23 protein-coding genes are annotated in these 23,474 nt (G+C 41.0%); all 23 read left to right on the plus strand.

Annotated features, from left to right (window positions below; genetic code table 11):
- Positions 1 to 5: 5 nt before the first annotated feature.
- The 23 genes from IGJ74_RS02575 to IGJ74_RS02685 all read left to right on the plus strand — a co-directional run bounded on the left by IGJ74_RS02575 (position 6) and on the right by IGJ74_RS02685 (position 23,214).
- Positions 6 to 683, plus strand: coding sequence for a hypothetical protein (locus tag IGJ74_RS02575; RefSeq protein WP_016620770.1), 678 nt, complete (start codon positions 6 to 8; stop codon positions 681 to 683).
- Positions 680 to 1,657, plus strand: coding sequence for an XkdQ/YqbQ family protein (locus IGJ74_RS02580; RefSeq protein ID WP_087664873.1), 978 nt, complete (start codon positions 680 to 682; stop codon positions 1,655 to 1,657). Before IGJ74_RS02575 ends, IGJ74_RS02580 begins: the two co-directional genes overlap by 4 nt.
- Positions 1,657 to 1,971, plus strand: coding sequence for a DUF2577 domain-containing protein (locus tag IGJ74_RS02585; protein ID WP_016620768.1), 315 nt, complete (start codon positions 1,657 to 1,659; stop codon positions 1,969 to 1,971). Before IGJ74_RS02580 ends, IGJ74_RS02585 begins: the two co-directional genes overlap by 1 nt.
- 4 nt (positions 1,972 to 1,975) lie before the next feature.
- Positions 1,976 to 2,347 (plus strand): DUF2634 domain-containing protein, encoded by a 372-nt coding sequence (locus tag IGJ74_RS02590; RefSeq protein ID WP_140405529.1) that lies wholly within the window; start codon positions 1,976 to 1,978, stop codon positions 2,345 to 2,347.
- Positions 2,344 to 3,474 carry a baseplate J/gp47 family protein gene (locus tag IGJ74_RS02595; protein ID WP_087664874.1) on the plus strand — a complete coding sequence of 377 codons (1,131 nt, stop codon included), beginning with the start codon at positions 2,344 to 2,346 and terminating at the stop codon, positions 3,472 to 3,474. The genes IGJ74_RS02590 and IGJ74_RS02595 overlap by 4 nt, the downstream gene beginning before the upstream one ends.
- Positions 3,471 to 4,052: a putative phage tail protein gene (locus IGJ74_RS02600; protein ID WP_087664875.1), complete on the plus strand. Its 582-nt coding sequence runs from the start codon at positions 3,471 to 3,473 to the stop codon at positions 4,050 to 4,052. The genes IGJ74_RS02595 and IGJ74_RS02600 overlap by 4 nt, the downstream gene beginning before the upstream one ends.
- The gene (locus IGJ74_RS02605) at positions 4,049 to 4,315 is read left to right on the plus strand and encodes a hypothetical protein (RefSeq protein WP_087664876.1); all 267 of its coding nucleotides are present in this window, start codon (positions 4,049 to 4,051) and stop codon (positions 4,313 to 4,315) included. The genes IGJ74_RS02600 and IGJ74_RS02605 overlap by 4 nt, the downstream gene beginning before the upstream one ends.
- The gene (locus IGJ74_RS02610) at positions 4,316 to 7,126 is read left to right on the plus strand and encodes a hypothetical protein (protein WP_087664877.1); all 2,811 of its coding nucleotides are present in this window, start codon (positions 4,316 to 4,318) and stop codon (positions 7,124 to 7,126) included.
- Positions 7,126 to 7,341, plus strand: a complete 216-nt coding sequence (locus IGJ74_RS02615; protein WP_087664878.1) for a hypothetical protein — start codon at positions 7,126 to 7,128, stop codon at positions 7,339 to 7,341. Before IGJ74_RS02610 ends, IGJ74_RS02615 begins: the two co-directional genes overlap by 1 nt.
- 17 nt (positions 7,342 to 7,358) lie before the next feature.
- Entirely contained in the window at positions 7,359 to 7,589 is a 231-nt protein-coding gene (locus IGJ74_RS02620; RefSeq protein ID WP_087664879.1) for a hypothetical protein, read from the plus strand.
- Between the two features lie 2 nt (positions 7,590 to 7,591).
- Complete coding sequence (locus tag IGJ74_RS02625) at positions 7,592 to 7,924, plus strand: holin (RefSeq protein WP_087664880.1); 333 nt, start codon at positions 7,592 to 7,594, stop codon at positions 7,922 to 7,924.
- A 42-nt stretch (positions 7,925 to 7,966) separates the two neighbouring features.
- On the plus strand, positions 7,967 to 8,992 hold the full coding sequence (locus IGJ74_RS02630) for an N-acetylmuramoyl-L-alanine amidase (RefSeq protein WP_087664881.1): 1,026 nt from the start codon (positions 7,967 to 7,969) through the stop codon (positions 8,990 to 8,992).
- Between the two features lie 264 nt (positions 8,993 to 9,256).
- Positions 9,257 to 10,258, plus strand: coding sequence for a hypothetical protein (locus tag IGJ74_RS02635; RefSeq protein WP_207462966.1), 1,002 nt, complete (start codon positions 9,257 to 9,259; stop codon positions 10,256 to 10,258).
- Between the two features lie 229 nt (positions 10,259 to 10,487).
- The gene (locus tag IGJ74_RS02640) at positions 10,488 to 12,182 is read left to right on the plus strand and encodes a DUF2075 domain-containing protein (protein WP_087664882.1); all 1,695 of its coding nucleotides are present in this window, start codon (positions 10,488 to 10,490) and stop codon (positions 12,180 to 12,182) included.
- A complete protein-coding gene (locus IGJ74_RS02645; RefSeq protein ID WP_086299081.1) occupies positions 12,145 to 12,480 on the plus strand; it encodes a nucleotide pyrophosphohydrolase in 336 nt (111 codons plus the stop codon). The genes IGJ74_RS02640 and IGJ74_RS02645 overlap by 38 nt, the downstream gene beginning before the upstream one ends.
- A 484-nt stretch (positions 12,481 to 12,964) precedes the next feature.
- Entirely contained in the window at positions 12,965 to 13,708 is a 744-nt protein-coding gene (locus IGJ74_RS02650; protein WP_008377866.1) for a hypothetical protein, read from the plus strand.
- A 707-nt stretch (positions 13,709 to 14,415) separates the two neighbouring features.
- Positions 14,416 to 15,696: a PTS cellobiose transporter subunit IIC gene (gene celB / locus IGJ74_RS02655; RefSeq protein WP_077453683.1), complete on the plus strand. Its 1,281-nt coding sequence runs from the start codon at positions 14,416 to 14,418 to the stop codon at positions 15,694 to 15,696.
- 1 nt (position 15,697) lies between these two features.
- Positions 15,698 to 16,597: a PEP phosphonomutase gene (locus IGJ74_RS02660; RefSeq protein WP_087664883.1), complete on the plus strand. Its 900-nt coding sequence runs from the start codon at positions 15,698 to 15,700 to the stop codon at positions 16,595 to 16,597.
- A 178-nt stretch (positions 16,598 to 16,775) separates the two neighbouring features.
- Positions 16,776 to 17,594: a MerR family transcriptional regulator gene (locus IGJ74_RS02665; protein WP_087664884.1), complete on the plus strand. Its 819-nt coding sequence runs from the start codon at positions 16,776 to 16,778 to the stop codon at positions 17,592 to 17,594.
- A gap of 86 nt (positions 17,595 to 17,680) precedes the next feature.
- The gene (locus tag IGJ74_RS02670; protein ID WP_081118989.1) at positions 17,681 to 18,157 is read left to right on the plus strand and encodes an SAM-dependent methyltransferase; all 477 of its coding nucleotides are present in this window, start codon (positions 17,681 to 17,683) and stop codon (positions 18,155 to 18,157) included.
- A 166-nt stretch (positions 18,158 to 18,323) separates the two neighbouring features.
- Positions 18,324 to 18,905: a GNAT family N-acetyltransferase gene (locus IGJ74_RS02675; protein WP_086332996.1), complete on the plus strand. Its 582-nt coding sequence runs from the start codon at positions 18,324 to 18,326 to the stop codon at positions 18,903 to 18,905.
- 360 nt (positions 18,906 to 19,265) lie between these two features.
- Positions 19,266 to 21,503, plus strand: coding sequence for an ATP-binding cassette domain-containing protein (locus tag IGJ74_RS02680; RefSeq protein ID WP_087664885.1), 2,238 nt, complete (start codon positions 19,266 to 19,268; stop codon positions 21,501 to 21,503).
- 235 nt (positions 21,504 to 21,738) lie between these two features.
- On the plus strand, positions 21,739 to 23,214 hold the full coding sequence (locus IGJ74_RS02685; protein WP_087664886.1) for a helix-turn-helix domain-containing protein: 1,476 nt from the start codon (positions 21,739 to 21,741) through the stop codon (positions 23,212 to 23,214).
- Positions 23,215 to 23,474 lie beyond the last annotated feature (260 nt).

A 23,474-nucleotide genomic window follows, 5' to 3' on the forward strand; every position in this document is an offset into this window, starting at 1 on the left:
CAGGTATGGCAATTAAGTTTTATTTAGAAATCAAAGGCAGGCGCTATATGCTTCCTGTCAATCCCGGCGCAATCTCGGTCGATGTGCCAGGGCGCAATGAATCAAATGAAGTAGTCAAGCTGGGGGAAATCACCCAGTTTGCAGCCAAAGGATTAAAAGCGCTCGCTTTAGATTGCTTTTTTCCAGCGGACAAAAACAATCGCTTGATTTTAAGTGGCAGTACATTTATGCCACCAACGGATTTTGTCACATTGATTGAAAAAGCCATGGATGATCAACAGGCGATTCGCCTGATCGTCACAGATACCAAAATCAATCTGCTGGCATCGATCGAATCTTTTCAGTGGTCCATGGTGGATTCAACAGGGGACATTGACTATTCACTCTCGCTAAAAGAATATCGTGAGTATGCTGCAAAGTTTGTCAAAACCGTTGCGAAACAAGTCAGCCAACAACCCGCAAGACCAGTCGTTAGTCAAGAGATCACGATTGGCAGTACGGTGATCGTCAATGGACGACTCCATCGGGACAGTTATGGCTCAGGACCGGGTCAAACAGAAGTCAATGCGACGAGAAAAGTTAATTTTATCGCAAAAGGCCGCAGCCATCCTTACCACGTCACCTTAACGAGCGGCGGTTGGCGTGGGTGGGTCACGGCAGGAAGTGTGAGGCGCATCAAATGAATCTGCAAATTTTAGAAACAAGCATGGTGAATCGCCAGATGTATGATATTTCCGAAATCGTCAGCGACCCTCGGTGGACGACCGGGATCGCTTCGCAGCCGGGCAAGCTTGAGTTTACCATTCTTGACGATCGGTCAGTCTACCTTCGCAGTGGAGACATCATCGAAGCAAAAGCCGATGGCAAAACGTTTTTTAAAGGGAAAGTATTCATTCGGAAAAAGCAACATGCGAAGCTTTGGCAGATCGTCGCTTATGACAATCTCCGCTATCTGAAAAATGAGGATACGATCGTCTTTGGCGCATCCAGTGTTTCTGCACGCTTTAAACGGATTTGTGAAACCCAAGGAATGCCCTATCGGATTTTAGATCATGTCCCCTATAATTGTCCTGCAGCAGTGGTGGATAACAAGACTTACTTTTCAATGCTGGAGGATTCTTTGGCAGATACTTACTTAAATTATGGCGGCATGCGCTATAGCATTCGTGATAACGCTGGAACCTTGGAATTTGCCACCTTTAACCGTTTGATCACGAAACTGGTCTTAGGGGATGCGTCGTTGCTGACAGATTATACCTATGAGGCAACGATCGATCAGGCAGCCAATGCCGTAAAAGTGATCCGAGAAGATTCTGAGAAGAATACACGGGAGATCTATACGGCATCACATGGGGGAAATATTGAAAAGTGGGGCCGTCTACAAATTGTGGAAACCGTCAGCGAAGCGGATCTGAACGCCTCGCAACTGCAGCAACAAGCCAATGCTTTATTACGGGCGAATAACGAAGAAGTGAAAAAAATCAATGTCGTAGCAATTGGATCCATGGAGATCAGTGCAGGCAATAGTTTTATTTTGCGGCTAAAAGAACTAGAGCGAGAAGGCATCGGCAATGACAATTTAGCATTGGTCACCAGCTGCACGCATCGTCTTGGGAAAACTCACACGATGAATCTAGAAGTGGAGGTGGTGGCGTAATGGCAGGAGAACAACTCGCACGTATCATCAAAGACAGTAAACCGAAACCAGCTGATTTATCGGATATGCTCTATGGTGTCGTAACCAGCGTAAGTCCATTGACAATTCGTGTCGATAATCGCTTCAGTATCACTAGCCGACACTTATTATTGTCACAAATGGTTCGTCCGCTATCAGTGTCTGTATCGATCACCATCGATGGCAAGACTGGCACGGGTTCTGCACAAGTGTTTCGGGCGTTGCAGATTGGCGATCGTGTCCGTATGCTGCGAGTAAGTAAAGGTCAAAAGTATTATGTTTTGGATAGGAGCTGATGAGATGGACGAAGAGATTTTGGCACAAATACCATCAAGGACATATCGTTTGCAAAATGGGCGCATCGCTGGCTGGATCGATGAATTGGCGGCGATGCGGCAAGCCATCGAAAAAGTATTGCATACGGAACGCTTTACTTGGCTGATCTATACGGACAATTACGGCGTTGAATTAAAGAATTTGCTTGGAGAAGAGCTAGATCTGGTCATGGCGGAGATGGAACGAATCGTGAGAGAAGCCTTGTCAGTTGATGAACGGATCATTGAAATAGAAAATTTTCAAGTAACCCAAGAGAGCAGAGATACCCTTCTGGTCTCTTTTTTTGTCACAACGATTTTTGGTTCAATCCAAATGGAACAGGAGGTGGGGATTTGAATCCAGAAGAAATCCGGAATTATTTAGAAGAGTATGATTATGAATACTTTATCAATCAAGCATTATCAAAGGTACCAGAAGGCATCGATACGCGAGAAGGATCGATCATTTATGATGCATTGGCCCCGACATGCTATCAGTTAGCAGCGTTCATCATGCAATTAAAGAATGTCTTATTGGAGACATTTGTAGTGACAGCAACCGGAGAATACTTGGATTACCGTGCGCAAGAGACTGGCTTAGAACGTATTGAAGCCACAAAAGCGATCGTCCGCGCGCGCTTAACGAGAGAAGACGGCAGTCCGTTTTCTGTAGCCATGGGGAGTCGCTTTTCTTCAATCGGAGATGATCCAGTCTATTACACCGTTATTGCGGCAGAAGAAGAAGGGGTTTTTCGTTTGCAGGCAGAAATTGCAGGAGAAAGTGGCAACAAGTATATCGGTGTTTTACTCCCATTGAATAATTTCAACGGGTTAGCAGAAGCAATGGTGACGGAGATCTTGATCCCGGCACGAGATACCGAAACCGATGAAGAACTGCGCAAGCGAATCATCGACTCAAAAGAAATCGTGACATTTGGCGGCAATATTACGGATTACTACTACCTTACATCGGGGATCCAAGGGGTCGGTGCGGTCCAAATCTATCCTGTTTGGAATGGTGGCGGGACCGTTCGGTTAGTGATTTTGGATGATACCTATAAAGCTGCTAATGAGGTCTTAGTTGAACGAGTTCAGCAAATGATCGATCCAACCAGTAATCAACAAGGGATTGGCTATGCCCCTATCGGACACCAAGTAACGGTTGCTGCTCCGACAAACAAAACGATTGATGTGGAATTTGAGCTCACATTGAATCTAGGGGTTTCGTACCCTCAACTAGCAGACACCATTCATCAAGTAATTGAAGACTACTTTGATAAAGTTCGGCGAGGGTGGGATGAACGAACAGATGCGGGCTATGAATGCTGGGTGTTTCGATCCCAGATAACCGCCGCGATCCTATCAGTTTTAGGGGTCGCCAATGTTCAAGGTCTGAAATTAAATGGTCTAGAAGCAGATGTGCAGCTGGAATTGAGTATTGACAAACAGGAACTGCCGTTATTAGGAGAGGTGAAGGCGAAATGAGTATAAAAGAATTACTTCCCGATTACTATGATAGCGTTCGGGAGTTCGAGGTGCTTTTTGCCGTGGAAGATGCATTGGTTGATCAAGTGGATCAGCAGATCCAACGAGTCAAAGCAAATCAATGGATCCAAACAGCAGATGAACAGACGATTGGCTTTCATGAACAGCTCCTAGGTATTTTAGCAAACCCAGAAGTAGAGGACCTCACGTTTCGCCGCCAACGAATTTTGCATCGACTGCAGTCGATGCCGCCTTTTACCGTGCCTTATTTACGGGACCATCTGAATCGGCTCTTTGGGCGAGGAAACTATCTACTCGTTGTCGATCATGAGAATTATCGAATGGTTTTGGAATCTAGTGCCGAAAATGCAAATTGGTTTCAAGAAGCCAACACGATCATCGATAAAATCAAGCCAGCCAATCTCGTGTATATCCAAAGTCCAACATTTTTTCAAAAAATAGGGATCGCAGAATCGGCAGCTATTGCACCATTGACTTACTTTCGAATTAGTCGAAGTCGTGTGGGAACAGATCAACTGTTGAAGCGTGCAGAAGAAATTGAGGTGAGTATCACTTGATTACATCGGATTTAAAAACAAACTTGAACAATAGTTTCATGGAAATGATCAGTCACATTATTTTGAACAGTTCTGTTCGGTTAGATGAGTTTTATGCGAATGTTCAAGATGAAATTCTTTCAATCGAATTTGATATACCACTAAGCATTGATACTCTCAGAAAAATCGAGTTTTTTGAAGGTAACAAATTGCTTTCTGAATGCAGTGTTTTTGTTCCAGTCACTGGCGATACCCTTTTTAAGTATAGAGTTGAGGTGAAATAATTGGTAAAACAATGGAGAAATGAAGATATTATAGCACCTACAGATGCACAGCGATGGGAGGATGGTGTTGACAAATCATTAAAAGAAAACGTGCAAAATGCAGGTGATTTGAAAAAGCATGCGGAGGATAAAAGCAATCCTCATTGTGTAACGGCAGCCCAAGTTGGATTAGGAAATGTCCTTAATGTAGAACAGTATTCCAAAGCACAAACTGATAGTCTAATCAATGGTGTAAAAGATTCAATCTATCTGGGGCAATATACCAAAACTGCTGCCGATTTAATCCACACATATCCAACTGGTACCAGTACGACTTTTGTACGATCAAATGAAGGTTGGCTAAGTTTCGGTACAGTGGTGACTATGAAAGGAGTATCTGCAGGGGGTGGTTCATTGCAGATTTATACTCCATACAATACCGAAACAGGTGCTTATGGCGGTAAGGCGATTAAGTATCGAACAGCATTATATGATGCTAATTCCCCGGGTGCTCTTCCATGGAGCGAATGGAAAGATTTAGCCACAACTGATGGTAATGTAGCTACCGCTACTAAATTACAAACACCTCGCACGATTGCAGGAGTTGAGTTTGATGGATCAAGAGATATCAACATTCCGGCTGGAAATGTAGACGCCTATACAAAAGCACAGTCAGATACGAAAGTTGCTGCGGCCAAAAGAGAAGTCATTGATGGAAATGTCGCATCAGCTACTAAGTTGCAGACTGCCCGGACAATTTCTCTGACTGGTGGAGTAACAGGCTCAACCACTTTTGACGGATCGGGCAATGCATCGATTTCGGCAACAGTTGCCGGGAATGCACCTAGTGCTGCACGGTTGGCTACACCTCGTAAAATTGCCGGTGTTGACTTTGATGGTACAAGAGATATTGCGATACCCGCAGGAAATGTAGGGGCTTATACGAAATCTGAAACAGATGACAAGTTTGACGACATTTCAGTTCCAACTAGGAATTATTTGATGAATTCCGAAGCGCCACTGATGGCCGGTTACATGGGGGCAACTGCGATATATACACCAAATCAAACGGTCGAAGAATGGCGAGCGACAAATGCAGTTAGGCATGAAGTTTCCGGAGGAACAAATACTATCTTTGGTACTTTATCGGCCGGAAGAACCGTCACTCCAAGCACAAGATATATTCACAGTATTTTTATTAAAAACATCGGAACAACAAATGTTCGAGTCAATAATAATCTGGGCACAGTAATCATTGTAACCCCGGGAGAATCGAAAAGAATTGTATTTCCGCCTGGTGGATCAGCTGTGGGTTCTGCATCGATGCAATTTGTTTTTACTCGTGATCGTGTTGAAGATATCTGCGATTTTATCCTTTGGCGAGCAATGATTGGGGAGGGCAGTGTTGTTGGAGATTGGGTTCCCAATCCAGATGAACTTGTGTTTAAAAATGATGTGGATATGAGTATAGTGGCAAGAAATTTATTAGTTAATAGCTCTCTTTATAACAACACAAATGGTTGGGACATATCACAATTTGTTTCTGTTGAATCAACAGGAGAATATACACGTTTTACAAAAGGAATAACTGCTACTCGAGCAACAATCGGTCAATTCCCTCCTATTGAGAGAATTATACCATCGACAAACTATGACTTGAGTATTCAAATATATGTTGAGGAAACATCGAATAGACAGGATCAAACTTCAACAGTTTTTCTTAGGACCAATAATGGAACAATGCTCGATTCCCCAATAGGGGTTATTGACATGTCTAAAGTAGGAGAGTGGCAGACTATTAAAGCAACTGGTATGACACGTCCTGCTCCTTATGCAATAGAGCCACGTTTTGTGATAGCAATCACAGCAGATACAAGTTGTGTTTTACGAGTGAGAGAAGGATTTTTAGGTGGGCCGGATAAATGGCAGCCAGCACCGGAAGATAAGGCTGGTAAATCAGATCTTGAGATTGTTAAACAAAAAGTCCAAAACCTCGAAGAAAATACGATCCGTCTCACGAATCAGTTCCCTGACCCAGATTTCCAAAAACGTGAACCAAGTCCATTTAACGAAGGAAATTTTGCAATGACCTATGATTCAAACGGTGTTGTATTGAACAATACAACCGCAACTAAGGGAAGAGTTTATTGGGCGACTCCACCACTGAACCTAGCGATAGGAAGGTCTTACAATGTAGAAATGCTTGTAAATACAGATCATGCATCTGTAAGAAAACCAATTGAGGTTGGAACTGTAACAGGGGAAAACATCAAATTTGAACTGCAAAATACCTCCCCAGTTTGGATACAAGGAACAATAAAGCTAACCACTTTTGCTGCATTCTCAATTTGGCTTGAGCCGTCTACTGTTCTACGAATCCGAGAGCTGCATATCTATGAAGCTAACACCGATATCACTACGTCTCGAATTGAGAGATTAGAAAAGGATAATTCATTGCCGCCAATAGAACCTAGGTTTGAGCTTGGTTTTATGAATTATAGTAGTGCAAGCGGAGTTTGGTATTGTCACGCCGAAAGAAGAGGTGACATTGTTGCATTAAGTGGTGCTATTGCTAACTCCGTGTCGATTTCAACTACAGGTTTCGATAAAATACTGATGGCTAGGCTGCCTGTTGGTTATCGTCCAAAAAAGACGGTTAATAGAGTTATGGCCGGATCAGGAACAGCGATTTTTAACATGGAGATTGATCCAACTGGCGAAATCTATATGGCTCGGTATCGAGGAGCTACCACGAGCTTTACTTACGCTCCTATTGAGTTTGTAGGCGCGTGGTTGAACGTTGGGACAACCTATCTCGGGGAGGATATGTGATGGACATTGATAAATTTTTGATTGAATTACGTAAGTCACACCAGAAAGACGCTTTTACAGATTATGTAAAAGAACACTGGCATGAAGCGGTCAGTGAGATTGAAAATCATCAGATGAGTATGGATGATGTAAATGTGATGATAGCAGGCACAAGAGACGACGCTGATTTCTCACTTGTCAAAGAAAACCTGATCGAGGAGTTAGAGGATTTGTAAGAAGGGTAGGTGACAGGATGGATTTTAGCACTTTAACGGTTACTGAGTTGATCGCCGTAATTTCATTTTTGGGTGGACTTTTATTCGGGATTTCAAGGTTCTATGCGATTTTTACACGACTAGGAAATACTTTAGAAAAGCTGGAGAAGGCGATCAGTAAGCTTGAACAAAGCCAGATTGATTATGGGCAGCGGCTTTCAACAATTGAGGCACAAATAAAATCGCTGTTTAAACAAGTTGGAGGATAAAAATGAAAGAAATTTTACTAGCAGCAACAGTTATTTCGCCGTTAATTGTCGGAATAACTGGGCTGATCAAAACACAAATCGATAATTATCAAATTTTGCCAGTAATCAATCTGATTGCTGGTATTTTATTGGGGAGCCTTTATGCTTTATCTTTTGTTCAAGAAAGTATCATCTTATATGCTTGGGCAGGAGCTGTGGCAGGGTTAGCGGCAAGTGGTTTATTTGATTTAGGAGATAGTATGGGAAATCAACAGACTACGTCTTTAGATTATGGCGATGGACAGTCAGAAACCGAAGTGGCACATTATAAGACTGAATTAAACGATGAAGAGTAGTCATTCGACTGCTCTTTTTTATAAATAAAAGGAGGGAAAATAATGGGAATTTCAAGTTTAGCAACCAAGTATCAATTTGAAAACTTCGGTACAAAATGGTCGGGTACACGAAACGCTTCTGCAATCACAACAGTTGTAGTACATCACCAAGCAGGCACAAACTTTGATAATATGCCTGAGATTTGGAAAAATGTTCAGGCATCAGCACACTACGGGATTGGGCAAGATGGAACGATCAGAGCGTATATCGATGAGCTAAAGACCGCTTGGCATGCAAATAATGCTAACAGCTATTCGATTGGAATCGAGTGTACCAATACAAACGGGGCGCCAAATTGGCAAGTGGCTGAAAAAACAATTGATGCGTTAATAAAGCTGATTCAGGATATTGAAAAACGTTATGGACGGAAGATGATAATTATCGGACATAAAGATGCGCCAGGTGCTGCAACTGCATGTCCGGGTCCATTTTTATATGAAAGATTAGGGGAAATAAGAAGCCGGGTAGCGAATAGTTCTGCTGCGTCTACTAATCCCAGTTATGTAGTAGAACCATGGAATGTTCAGCAAGTCGTAAGTACCGATGTATTAAATGTGCGTGCTGCACAAAATACTCATTCGGCTATTTTACGACAACTAAAGCGAGGGGACACGTTTCAAGCGACTAGAATTACCAGAAATGGTGAAAACGTGAGCGGTATCACGACATGGTTTGAAGTAGCGGGCAATGGCTGGGTATCAGGAGCCTTGGTTACGCCTGTCAGTAATACCGTCACCGCGCCGCCTGCAAATATTTGGCACAGTCGTTCAGGAACGGTCAAAGTCACTGCAAGTGCTGGCATCAATTTAAGAGGAACCTCCGCATCTGACACGACAAACCCAGGAAATTTAGGGATTTTAGCTCTATTAAGACCTGGAGAACAAGTCAAATACGATCGAGTATTGGTGCAACGCAATGGACATGCCTTTGTTCGTCAACCACGAACAGGTGGCTATGGGTGGCTGGCAATAGGACCGACTAAAGATGGTGTTGTTGTTTCTTATTGGGTTTCTGGGATTAGGGTTTAATTATTAGTATTAGAAAGATTTTCTAGTATAACAGAAGGAATTAGGGGATAGTCAATAATTCCTAAATCATTAAGACTATAATAGATTTTTCTTAAGGTTGATGAGTGGAAAAAAACTCCTCAATCTTTTTTGTCGTTAAGCTTTATAACAGAAAAATATTGTTGCCTTTTATTCAAATTAATTTAAAAAAAAATAAATATTTATGTTATTATGATTTTAAATATTTTTGTAAGGCTTGTTATAGTATAGGAGGAGTATATTTTAATGTTTGAAATGGTTGATAGTGGACTGGGAATTATAGTAGTAGCTGCAGGGCTATGTAGTGCTGCAACTAATCTGGTTTCTAATAAAATCTATATGACGAATATTGAAAGAGCTATAGAAACCAATCATTCTAAAGCCAAGAGAAGTGTTGTGGAATATACTTACGTTACTTTCTATACTCTTTTGGTTTTGGTTATTATTGGTGTTTTAAGCAACGGATTATTTCAAGGAGAAAATAGTTATCAAGAGATTAGTCAGGAGCAGTGGGAATTGATTGTAAATAATGAGGAGGAGCAGAAAAAAATACAAGTTTCTTTAATAGATGAAATTGAAAAAAGTAACAAATTAAACAATATACAGAAAATAGAAAAAAAAGAGACAGTGAATCAATTTTTTAGAGAATACAGTAAAGAAGATTCGGAAGCAAATTTGGTACGATATAATAATATGATCAGAGATTTGGAAGGTATAAGAGTTAGCTCACTGTCTGAATTTATACTTGTCACAATTATATGTATATTAGCGATGGTTTTCTATTATTACCAATATAGAAGTTTTAAAAACAAATTCTATGTTAGAAAAACATACATTAAAGGTATAAATGATGAGAAATTCTACATAATTAAAAGAATAGAACCTGAGTTAGTACTATTAGAAATTGCAGAGGGGATTAATAAAATAGTGGAAATGAAGCAAATACAAGATAGACTTATTTATAATGAGACGAAAGAAGAAGTTAGGAAGAAAAGACAGAAGTATTTTTTCAAATTCATCAAAGATACTATTTTTGATAAAACAATATTCAAATTTAGGATAATAACATACATGAGTGCTTTTTTTGTATTAATTTCTTTATTTGCTATAGATACTATTTTTATCTCAGACAAAAAAATAGGTTGGATCGACTTGGGCCCAATTATAAGTATTGGATTTGCAATCAATCTATTATATATAACATTTCAAACTTGGGCTTATTCAAACTCAAAAAAAAATAATGATTAGAATTCATTATTACGAACAAATCACATATCAGCAAGAATGTAGCTTGTCAAATGAGGAAAACCCAAATAATGATAGATTGATTTGATAAGTACGCGGAGTTTGAGTAGCATATAGCAATTAGAAGTGCGCTAGTTATTTGAGCTAAAGGCAAGCAATGTTATACTAAAATCAGGACCATTCAATACATGCAAGTATACACAAAATCAAGCGAACAACGGAGAAATAATTGATGACCAACCAACTAATCATAGAAGATCATCATTTCAAGAAAGGTGAGCTATCTAGCATAACGACGGCTTATATCGATCAGTACCCAGTCGTTTACATACTCTACAACCGAAATGAAAAGAAAAGGCCTGTTGCGTACATTGGTCAAACGGTTCAAGTGAACAAACGATTGAAGCAGCACTTGAATAACTCTAAGCGCAGAGAAATTAAAGAAGTCTTGCTGATTGGACATGAAAAATTCAATCAATCAGCGACCTACAATATCGAAACCAATTTGATCAATCACTTCATTGGGGATGAGCAGTTTCAGTTACAAAATGTCAGTCAAACAAGACAGGTGCAGATGCATCAGTATTATGAAAAAGAGTATTATGATGAAGTGGTCTTCCAAGAGTTATGGGAAGAATTGCAAAGGCGTCAATTGGCGAAGCACTCAATCGATACGATTCGCAACAAAGATGTATATAAATTATCCCCTTTTAAAGAACTGACGCCAGAACAGTTAGATATAAAACTTGAAATCATTGAGTACTGTAAACAAGCGATTCAGCAGGATGAGACACAAAAAGTCTTGATGATCGAAGGAGAAGCTGGAACGGGAAAGAGCGTCCTTTTGGCATCTCTCTATAACACCCTTCAAGACTATACAAAGTCAGAGCCTGTATTAAAAGGCACCGATAACTATTTGTTGGTCAACCATTCAGAAATGTTAAAAACCTATCATACAATGGCAGAAAGTTTGCCAAATTTAAAAAAGAATCATATGCTAAAGCCAACTTCCTTTATTAATAAAACAGATAATCAGAAGTTGCACCCAGACATCGTTATTGTGGATGAGGCCCATTTGCTTTTAACGAAGAAAGACAGCTATAACAGTTTTCACTATGAAAACCAACTAGAAGAGATTATCAAGCGAGCAAAAATCACGATTTGTATCTTTGATCCGAAGCAAGTATTGAAAATCAAAAGTTATTGGGATCAGGACAAATTGGATCAGTTTCAGAAAAGGTACAATGCTTCTCGCTTTAAGCTAAAAGATCAATTAAGAATGAAAAGTAGTCCACAAATTATTCAATGGATCGATGATATCGTAGAAAAACGTGTAACACCGATTCCAGAATCGACAGCATCTTTTGAGCTTCAGATTATGGAAACCCATGATGCGTTGAAGAACAAAATCTTTTCTCTCGATAAAAAGGAAGGTCTGTCACGGATCATCTCAACATTCGATTATGTTCATAAGAAAGACGGAGCTTCATATCTTGTAGATCCTGGTGGGATCAACCTGCCATGGAATACGACCGATACGAAGCGAACATGGGCGGAGCGACCAGATACAATCAGTGAAGTCGGTTCAATCTACACCGTCCAAGGGTTTGATTTAAACAATGTAGGAGTCGTCATTGGCCCTTCCGTTGATTACGATCCAGAGACCGACCAGCTTGTCATCGATATCGATAAATATGAGGACAAAGGGGCGTTTACGGGACGTGACGATATGAACCAAGAATTGACGAAGAAAGCCAAAGAAACGATCATCCTTAATTCATTGAATGTATTAATGAAACGAGCAATCAAAGGGCTTTACATCTATGCAATCAATCCCAATCTGCGCCAAAAACTCTTAACCCTACAAAACGAAAGGAGCCAGGCCTACCATGCAAAACCAACCCTCTTCAATGGAACGGATCAATAAATTCCGAGATGATCGCAATTGGCGACAATTTCATAATGAAAAAGATCTAGCTATTTCTATCTCCATCGAAGCCGCCGAATTGTTGGAGATTTTTCAATGGAAAACACCTGAAGAAGCCACTCAAGATTTCGAACATCTAAAAGAAGAAATTGCCGATGTTCTGATTTATTCTTATATGCTGGCAGACAATTTGGGGCTTGATATTGATGAGATCATCAAAGAAAAGCTGGAAAAAAACAACATGAAGTATCCGGTGAGAGAAAGTAAAGATTCGAAAAAGAAGTATAATGAATTGTAACAAAAAAAGAACCAAGGACGCTGCAAGTTCTTGCTTCTTTTTTTTGATGGAATAGGAGCAACAACGGCTTTCTGAATTCATCAGTGATTGGTTACGAACGTTAAAAATCTGACATAATTGAGAAAGTTGAAGATAACTTCAAATTGGTTACAATTTTTCGGAAATTTGAAGTTAACTTCAAATAAGCGCAATTTTTGATAAAAAATGAAGTTAGACCTAGTTTCTGCTAGAGCAAAAACAAGATTATCCTATCCGAAAATGAAGACAAGATCATCGGTAAAAAATCGGCAACAATGAAGGCCGTTTTCTATCAAAAATATTTCTCCCCAAAAACCTAAAAAACCTATTGCCCCCCAAGCCCACTTACTGTATAGTAAACAAGAATATTTCATGAAAATAACCAAAAATAACTAATTAAAAAGACTTCGTTATTGAAAATTGCGATTAAACGTTGCCGCAAACGGAATATAAGAAGGGGAAAACAATGACGTATTTAACAAATAATTTTGTGAATTGCATGATCACTTTAGGGTTTATCTTCATCCATCTATTTTCAAATGTTATCTCATCCAGAAAACTAAACGTGCAATACATGAGCTCCTTTGCCGCTGGGGTAGGGATCTCCTATGCGATCGTTCATCTATTGCCCCATTTGGCGTATTTTCAAACGGTGTTGATCGATGAATTTGGCTGGGATTCGGGGATTTTTTATAGTCATGGGGTCTATGGCATCGTTTTGTTTGGCTTAGTCTTCAGTTACGTGATCTACAAAATCGATGAGCGGACGTTTATGGTGTTAGAAAAGAAAGACATCACCAGTGCCAAAAACGCCTTTTTTTGGTCGGATATCGCTTTTCATGTGATCTACAATATCATGATCGGCTATATCGTGATTGCCAATACGCTATCAGAGCGTTTTTACATTTTGACCTACTTTATTGCCTTTGGTTTGCACTTTCTCATGAACGATTGGCTGCTCTATCACCATCATGGTGCCCTTTACAACAAATATGGTCGTTTTGTGCTTTCCTTCAGTATTTTCGCGGGAGCTGCGTTCTCCCTCTTTGTTTCATTGCCTTACTATCTGGTGGTCATCATTGAAGCCTTGATCACCGGGGCTTTGCTGGTGAATATCATCAAATTTGAGTTACCCAATGAAGGGGAAGGCAGTATTCGTGGGCTATTGGTAGGCACAATCTGTTCTGGAATTTTGTTTGTATTTGTCTAGCGCGAAAAGGAGGGCTGAATCATGGATGATTCGGTCCTCCTTTTTTTATAAATACGTAAAGCAATCACTATTTTCTATTTTAATCGAACAAATCACAATAGTTTTTTATTTTTTTGACCATTATTTACAATTTTGTTACGATGTTCGCTTGCTTTTCCCAAAAACATTCTATAAAATGTAAGCGAATAGAAACTAAAAAAATAGGCACCTCGTATCTCTGCGCCAACAGATTTACGAGGCCCTGATCAGTCAGACCCCTAAGCAGGATGACCAATCAAGTTGCCATAGTTGATCGCCAAAGGCATCAACGTGTTTATTGTACCCGATTTCCTTGTCGATTTCTAGTAGATTCAGGCAGGTTTTTGGGCAAAAACCGTGGGATGCTGGACGCTTATTTTGCTATGCCAAAGGCATTGGACAATCTTGTCCAATGCCTTTTTTGTCGTTTGAAACGGTTCATGCGCAGGATCGTTTGCGGCAAATAAAAGGTGTGAAGATCAGTTGAGAACAGTTGCATGGAAAATAGGCAGTCATAGTTGAGAAATCCAATGCCTTGCGTTCTTACTGTGTTCATAACAATAGCGTTTTGGCGATCAGCACTTCAATCCTAGGTTCTTGAAGGTGGCAAGCCTTGGTTTCTATTCACACTTCGAAAAGATACCTGAACGCACTCTTTCAGCGATCTTTTAAGGTTAAGGAGGAAGCTTATGAAGGATTCGTTAAAGAAATTTATGGAAGAAAAAATGCTGCCATGGGGAATGAAAATTGGCGGTGAAAAGCATCTGGTTGCCATCCGTGATGGACTTGTCACCACGATGCCTTTGATTATTATCGGCTCCATTTTTGTTATTTTATCTAACGTTCCATGGGAAGGCTTTAACCTATTTGTTACGAGTATTTTTGGCGGGGAATGGCGCAGCAAATTAGACTTTGTCGTTCAAGTGACCTTTGGTGTGATGGCGCTGTTCAATTCCTTTGCTATTGCGTATAGTTTAGCAACCACATACCGCGTCAGCGGTTTATCTGCCGGTGTATTGGCAGCGTCGGTTTTTCTTTTAGTCACTCCGATTGAAGACGGCGGCATTCAAATGTCTTATCTTGGTAGCCGCGGGCTGATCGTAGCAATCATCACCAGCCTGATCACGGCGGAGATTTTCCGATTATTCGTACAAAAGAATATCGTGATTCGCATGCCAGAAAACGTTCCCCCGGCGGTCAGTCGCTCCTTTATTGCATTGATCCCCTCATTCTTTTGCCTCTCGCTTTTCTGGGTGATTCGTTTATTAGTGGAATCATTCGGCAACACGAATGTTCATGATCTGCTGTACAGCCTTGTGGGACAGCCATTGTCGATCATTGGCGGAGGCTTTATAGGTGGACTGTTTGCCATCATGTTTACGTCATTGTTTTGGTCAGTGGGCATCCACGGTTGGGACTTGGTCCTGAGCGTCCTGCAGCCGACATGGATTCAAATGATCGATGAGAATCGGATCGCTTTTCAAAACGGCGAAACGATTCCGCATATCATCAATTATACCTTTATGAATACCTTTGTCTGGATTGGCGGTAGTGGGGTGATTTTGGGCTTGGCGATCTTGCTTTTAGTCAGAAGTAAAAGTAAGTATTTAAAAGAGTTGGGGAAACTCGGATTTCCATCAACGGTTTTTAATGTCAATGAACCCATCATGTTTGGGTTGCCCGTTGTCATGAATCCATTGATTTTGTTCCCATATATTCTGACACCGGTTGTTTGCTATATTATCTCTTATACGACAGTTGCCATGGGGATCGTCCGACCTGCCGTCGTTTTGGTTCCCTGGTCGATGCCGCCAATCATCGGTGGTTATCTAGCCACAGGCGGACATATTTCGGGGGCAATCTTACAGCTGGTGAATCTGACGGTTTCTATCGCCATCTATTATCCATTCTTCAAAATGCTGGATAATCGGACATTAGCCAGTGAACTCGGTTCAGAAAGTGGGGCGTAAAATGAAGACAAAGCGATTTTTGAATTGCACGGCAGCTGATTTTAAATCATTTGATAAAGACCAACTATTGGAAAGTATTCGAGGAAGTGCAGGTCGGACGATCGTAGCAGAAAATGACGTCCAGATCGATCCGATGTCTAGAGGAATCACCAATGCTGAATTCGTCGCTGCATTTGGGGCGGATTTGATTTTGCTGAACCTTTTTGATTGCGAAAACGGCGCTATCAAAGGTTTACCGACAACGGATGACCCCATTCGCTTTTTGCAGTGCTTAACGGGGCGGCCTATTGGGGTCAATCTTGAGCCTGTCGACGATTGTGCGGAGCAGATGGAACAGTTGACAACTATCGCTACTGGGCGTTTGGCAACAAAGAAAAACATGGCTCGTGCAGAAGCACTTGGATTTGATTTTATCTGTCTGACAGGAAATCCTTCCACTGGCGTTTCAAATAAGGAAATCACAGCGGCAATCCAACAAGCAAGAGCCGTTTTCTCTGGGATCATTATTGCTGGAAAAATGCACGGAGCTGGTGTCAATGAACCCGTGTTAGATGAAGAAATTGCGTCTGCATTCATTCAAGCAGGAGCCGATGTTATTCTTGTACCCATTGCAGGCACGATTCCTGGTCTGAGTGAACACCGCATGAGTGATCTTGTAGCCTTTATCCACCAAAAAGGGAAGTTGGTCATGGGCACCATCGGTACTACACAAGAAGGTGCAGATATAGGCACGATCCGTGCCTTGGCATTGACTAGCAAACGTGCCGGCTGCGACCTTCATCATATCGGAGATGCGGGTTTTTCTGGGACCGCTGATCCCGAGAACATCTTGCAACTATCCATCGCCATCAGAGGTAAGCGCCATACCTATCACCGAATGGCCGTCTCAGTGAATCGATAGGTGGAAAAAATCGGCACATGACTATGAAATGCAAGAATTGTTAGAAGAATTTTTCGTTGAATGTTGAATAATGAAGCAAGACCGAAACAGAGAGTGAACTCTTTGTTTCGGTTTTTTATAGTGAGTAGCATTGAAGTGTGGATAAAGTGTTTTTATAATAAATCTATCGGAGGTGCGTATGTTTAAGATAGGTGAATTTTCAAAGCTCTCTCAAGTGAGTATCAGAATGTTGCGTTACTATGATGAGATGGGTCTATTAAAGCCCGATAGGATTGATATGTTTACTGGTTATCGACTGTATTCGGCTGCTCAATTGCCTGAACTCAATAAAATACTCTATTTACGTGATAGCGGCTTTAGTGTAGCAGAAATTGCGGTGTTGCTGAAAAACCAAGAGCAGGACTTCCTTGCAGAACAATTAGAAAGAAAAAAAGATGAAATTGAGACAACTATAGAGGTGGAAAAACAAAAATTAATCAAACTAGAAGTGGCTAAATTAGAATTGACGAAGGAACGAACAGAGCGCCATTATCAGGTTACAATGAAAGCAGTCCCGAGTTATCATGTGCTCTCCCTTCGCAAAGTCATACCAAATTATTTTTCTGAAGAGGAACTGTGGAGAGAACTAGCCACTTTTATGGAAAATCAGAAAATAAAGAAATTCGAACAATCATTTTCGATTTATCACGACCAAGAGTTTAAAGAAAAAAATGTCGATGTTGAATTGTGTGTGCAAGTGAAAGCAGGCCTGCAGGTAGATTCCAAAGTATTTTCCATCTACGAAACGGAGGCAGTGCCAATTATGGCGTGCACGATGGTGTACGGTGCATTCTCCAACATAGCCAACGTCTATTTGTCCTTGGCTGAGTGGCTACAAGAACATCCTTATTACCAAATGGACGGACCAGACAGGCAAATCGTGCATCGCGGTCCTTGGAATGAGAAGGAAGAACGTAATTATTTGACTGAAATACAAATACCGCTCATAAAACGTTGAGTAGCAGATTTTTTCTGTTTTTTCTTGACTCTCACACTGTGTCAGGCACTATTCTGAGAGCACAAAGAGGAAATGGAGGAAAGAAAATGACAGAATATAAACTACAACCGATTGGGATCATTCAAAACAATGAGGAAGGATGCTTGCTCAAGCTTAAGAAAGAATATATTCCAGCTTTAGCAGGGATTGAAGGATTTAGTCACCTTCAATTAGTATGGTGGTTCAGTGATTTTGCGGATGCAAAGTATCGAATGATTTTGGATGCTGAGCAACCCTATAAACATGCGCCTGAAAAAATGGGGATTTTTGCTACGAGATCACCCATCCGACCAAATCCAATTGCATTAAGTGTTGTTCAAGTATTATCAGTCGATGTTGAGAAAGGAATTCTTTCTATTCCTTATATTGATGCAAACGACCAAACGCCACTAATAGATATCAAACCGTACACACCAAGTTTGGATCGAGTAGAAGTGCCCAGAGTTCCTTCCTGGTGCCATCATTGGCCGAACAGTTTAGAAGAATCTGCTGATTTTAATTGGGAAAATGAATTTAATTTTTAGAGGATGAAAAAATAGAGGAATCAATCGGAAGATTGTTGGCGCAACAATGAAAATTTAAGCAATGTCGATGTTCGATTCAAGTAAAGAAAAAACGCGGTTTGTTTTTAAGGGACATCCTCCGCTATAATTGGGGGGAACATTAGGAAGAGCGAAAGGAGTACACCACATGCTAACAGGCAACAAAGTCACTTTAACCCCTGCGGAAATCAAAGATAAAGAAGCGGTCTATCAATGGTGTTTTCACTCTGAAACCACAAAGTATCATTCTGGACCACCTTCTTATCCTAATGCACCGATCGCCACTGAAGCAGAGTTTTTTGAGGACTATCAAGAGTATTACTTTACTGGTGCCCAACCGCAAGATGGCAGAGGCTTTTTGATTCTACATGCAGGTGAACCGATTGGCTTTATTAGTTACTCCTCGTCTCATCTAAAAGACGGCATAGCAGAATTGGATATCTGGTTGAATCGAGAAGCTCATTGCGGCAAAGGATTTGGTACCGATGCGATCGTCACCCTCGGTGATCATTTACATGAAACATTCGGCATTCAAAAATTGATGATGCGGCCGTCGAGAAAAAATATCCCTGCAGTCAGATCTTACGAAAAGGCTGGTTTTACGCAATCTACCCAAGACCTTGCTGACTATTTGTTGGAAGAGTATCTTGCTTTATATGCCGAAGGGGATTATGGGGCAGAAGAAACGGTGACATTGATCAAAATGTTTCCGTCAACTGTATTGAGCTGATCTGGCTGATCTGGCCGATCTCTAACATTCGGCTTCAAACGATTAAAGGTTATTTCATGAAAACAGTCCATTTCACTTTGCAAGCAAGGGGAAATGGACTGTTTTTTACCTTTTAGCAATTTAAGGTCATTCAAAATACTCCTTCTTCGCTCTATCTTCTAACTTCGTTCGCACTCTAAATTCCTTCCTATGCAACAGTTATTGAAAAATTGCATAAGCCCTCTATCCTTGCTATTCCAACATTGAGAACAAAACATAAAATAAACATAGTTTTTTACAAAATTCCGAGAAACAGCGAGAATGTTTGTGCTATAATGGTCGCTCACTGTAAAAATTCAATAGAATCTGGGAGGGTATAGCATGCAGGAATACATTACGATCCACAACGCCAGGCAGAACAATTTGAAGGGCTTTGACTTGAAGATTCCCAAAAGAAAAATCACGATTTTCACGGGTGTCTCTGGTTCTGGCAAGTCATCGATCGTCTTTGACACGATCGCACAAGAAGCAGGTCGACAGCTGAATGAGAACTTTTCGAAATTTGTCCGCAACTTTTTGCCAAAATACAGCCAGCCCGATGCGGATGCCATCGACAATCTTTCGATGGCGGTAGTAGTTGATCAAAGCCGTTTAGGCGGCAATTCCCGCTCTACATTAGGGACGATCACGGATATCAACCCCTTGATCCGCTTGCTTTTTTCTCGTCTTGGTCAACCGTATTTAGGTCCTGCATGGAATTTTTCCTTCAATGACCCTCATGGGATGTGTCCCACTTGCGAAGGGATTGGGCGGATCGTCGGGTTAGATTTAGAAAAGGCACTGGATCTTGAAAAGTCCTTGAACGAAGGGGCGATCCTGCTTCCTGGCTACAAAGTCGGCTCTTGGCTACTGAAGTCCTTCACCAATACGGGCTTTTTTGACAATGACAAGCCGTTGAAAGAATATAGCGAAGAAGAAATGAACCGCTTTTTGTATGTCCAAGGAGAAAAAATCGATTCCTTGTATATGGAAGGCATGAGTTCCACCTATGAAGGCTTAGTCGCTCGTTTTAATCGCTCCAATATCAAAGGCGGCAATGAAAGCTCCGCTGCTACGCAGAAGAAAATCGCTTCTTTCATGAATGAGCAGAAGTGTCCTGACTGTCAGGGAAAACGATTCAATCCACAAGTACTCGCGTGTAAAATCGCGGGCTATTCGATTGCGGACGTTTTGGCGATGCAAGTGGATGAACTATTGACGGTTCTTCAAGAAATCTCGGAGGAGAGTGTCCAACCCCTGCTTCAAAACATCCAAGCGAGAATCACTGATCTGATCAATATCGGGTTGGATTATGTTTCCTTAGACCGTGAAACAACGACGCTTTCTGGTGGGGAAAGTCAGCGGGTAAAAATGGTCAAACACTTGTCTTCTAGCTTGAACGATGTGATCTACATTTTTGATGAACCGAGTATTGGGCTGCATCCAAGGGATGTCCACCGATTGAATGAATTGTTAGTCAAACTACGGGACAAAGGGAACACCGTCATCGTAGTGGAGCATGACCCAGATGTCATTAAAGCAGCCGACCATATTATCGATGTTGGTCCTAAAGCTGGAAAAAATGGCGGCTATATTACTTACGAAGGAACCTTTGAAGGATTGCTGCGCTCAGATACACTGACTGGCAAAGCCTTTGGACAGATGGTGGATTTCAAAGAAACCCCTCGCAGAAGCCAACAGTTTATCGAAACGAAAAAATCGACGCTGCATAACTTGAAAAATACAGCACTGCGGGTGCCATTAGGAGTATTTACAGTGGTGACCGGTGTCGCTGGTTCTGGAAAGAGCAGTTTGGTGAATGGGGTTTTTGCTAAAGAATACCCCGGTGCCATTACGATCGATCAATCAGCGGTGGCGGGAAATATCCGCTCCAATCCAGCGACCTATTCTGGGATCATGAATGATATTCGGAAGTTATTTTCCCAAGAAAACAAGGTCTCAGCAGGTCTTTTTTCCTACAATTCCGAAGGCGCCTGTGAAACGTGCAAAGGCCACGGGACCATCAAGATGGAACTGTCCTTTATGGATTCCGTCGAGGTTTTGTGTCAGGCCTGCGGCGGCAAACGGTTTAAAGAAGAAGTCTACCAGTATCGCTTGAAAGGCAAGTCGATCGATGAAGTCCTTGCCATGAGTATCACGGAAGCGGTGGAGTTTTTTGAGGAAAAAGCGATTCAAAGAAAACTAAAACAGATTTTGGCTGTAGGTCTAGGATACATGACCCTCGGACAGCCATTAAATACCTTGTCTGGCGGTGAATGCCAACGACTGAAGTTAGCAAAAGAATTAAGCAAAAAAGGCAATATCTACATTATGGATGAACCAACGACCGGATTGCACATGGCCGACATCAAAAGCATCTTGGCGATCATCGAACGATTAGTAGAAAAAGGCAACACGGTGATCGTGATCGAACACAACCTTGAGGTCATGAAAGCAGCGGATTGGCTGATCGATGTCGGTGTTGATGGTGGAATTCGTGGTGGTGAAATCTTGTACGAAGGAACCCCAGAACAACTGATCAATTGTCAATCGTCGATTACTGCGCAGTATTTATTTTAACGAAAAAACCAAGACTAGCCGTAAGCAGCTCTTTTCATCGAGTGTTGCTTGCGGCTTTTTTTCATTCCATCGAAGAAGCGATTACAAGTTAGAAAATAAAATTCAGAACGCTATTTTTTTCATTATTAGTAGGTTTTTTGATAAAAATACTGTAAATTTGAGTATATAATTACCAAATAGTGGTCTATTTATGTAATAGTATAGAAAAGAATCTCTTGAAAAAGGAGTGGAGTGGATGAGAGAGCTGCAATTGGCCTTCATCAGCAACCGCACAACCGCGCGGTTGTTTCGGCTGTTGAGTACGATTGAGCGAGATCGGGTGTTTACGATTGGCGACTTAGCTGAGCGCAATCAGGTAACTCAGCGGACGATTGCCAATGATATCAAATACATGAAAGAATATTTTGGGGACAGTATAGTTCTTGTTTCCGGCAATAGCGGGTTTGTTTTCGAAGAGAAAAAGCCTACAGAATATCAAAAAAGAAAACAAAGTTTGTTAAAAAATGAATGCTTATTTGAAATTATCGGGAATATCTTTCATGGCAAGTTAGCTAAGGTGGATGAGCTAGCACATCATTACCATTTTTCAGAGAGTACATTTCGGCGCTTACTTAATCAGCGCAACCCTATTTTGAAAAGCTATGGCTTACAATGGACCTCCAATCCTTTAACGATTGAAGGAAGCGAAGCCAACTTACGTAAGTTTTTCAAAGATTTTTATTATGAAGGGGTCGAAACGATCTATACGTTGGTTCCAGATCAAGCCTTGCATGATTTGATCTTAGGTCAATTGGAGGACAAGTTCGGCTATTATGAAATCGGATCTGGGGCGACCCCCGCAGCGTTTTACTATACGTTTTATATTGCCATCAAACGCGCGAGCCTTGGCTATCATATCACTGTGCCCAAAGAACTGGTCAGGCAAGCGTATAAAGGGAATAGTTTCGCCAAACTTTATTCCTTGAAAAAAGGCATTGAAGAAATCTATCAGACCCAGTTGCCCAAAGAAGAATTTGCTTGGATTTACTTGGTCACCCTGTGTAAGCGAACCTTGGATCAAGAAGAACGAGAGCAAAAATTTTACCGTCAGTTTCATCAAGGTACAGCGATTGCAAACGTGGCCGAATTGTTTCTGCAGAACCATGATGTGCCCAAAGAGCAAGCCATTACGGTGGCGACGTTTTTACGTTCTTTCTTTTTATCGAGGAAAATAAACCATGCGATTGCGCCGGTTTTGAACAAGGAAATGGATGATATCAAAGAAGTGATCATGCGTTCCAACAGCGAGAATTATCAAAAGAACTTACAATTTCTTAAGGAGCAGAGCAAAAAACTCTCTTTGTCTAGTGCTTACTTAGAAGACATCTGTGTCAGTTTAACAATTTATAGCGAGTTGATTTTCGATTATTACGCACCAGCAAAAACCATTTATTTTCTCCTAGAAGGAGATCATTTTGTGTGCCAGCACATTCAAACTCGAGCAATCCAGCGGTTTGGCAGCAAGCACGAGTTGACCTTTGTGCAGCTGCAATATTTAACAAAGAAGACGCTAAATGGATCACATATTGATTTGATCGTGACCAATTACAATCGCTATCTCGTCGATTACAAAGTCAAAACAGATTATTTATTATTAAAATCTCTTCCAGATGATCGAGATTGGGAACATCTTGAACGGAAAATAAACCCGTATCAAAAACCGCTTTTTTAAACCCATTCCCGTACCTTTCACACAGTGAAAGAGGTAGGTTATTTATTCATCTATTTCAGGTGTTTATGAAAATAATGATTTTCTTTTGCTAAAGGACCACGCTATTCTTAGTTTAGTAAGGACCACGCGTGATACACTTACAGTTTTTTTCGTCTCAATAACCTTCGTTTTTAAGAAATCGGAACTCGTATGTAGATATTATTTTACAAAAACCCAATCTAACAACTTTCTTCAGACATTTGATTCGTCCAAATGTCTTT

It is taken from the genome of Enterococcus sp. AZ009, from assembly GCF_050548785.1.
Lineage (GTDB): Bacteria > Bacillota > Bacilli > Lactobacillales > Enterococcaceae > Enterococcus_D > Enterococcus_D entomosocium.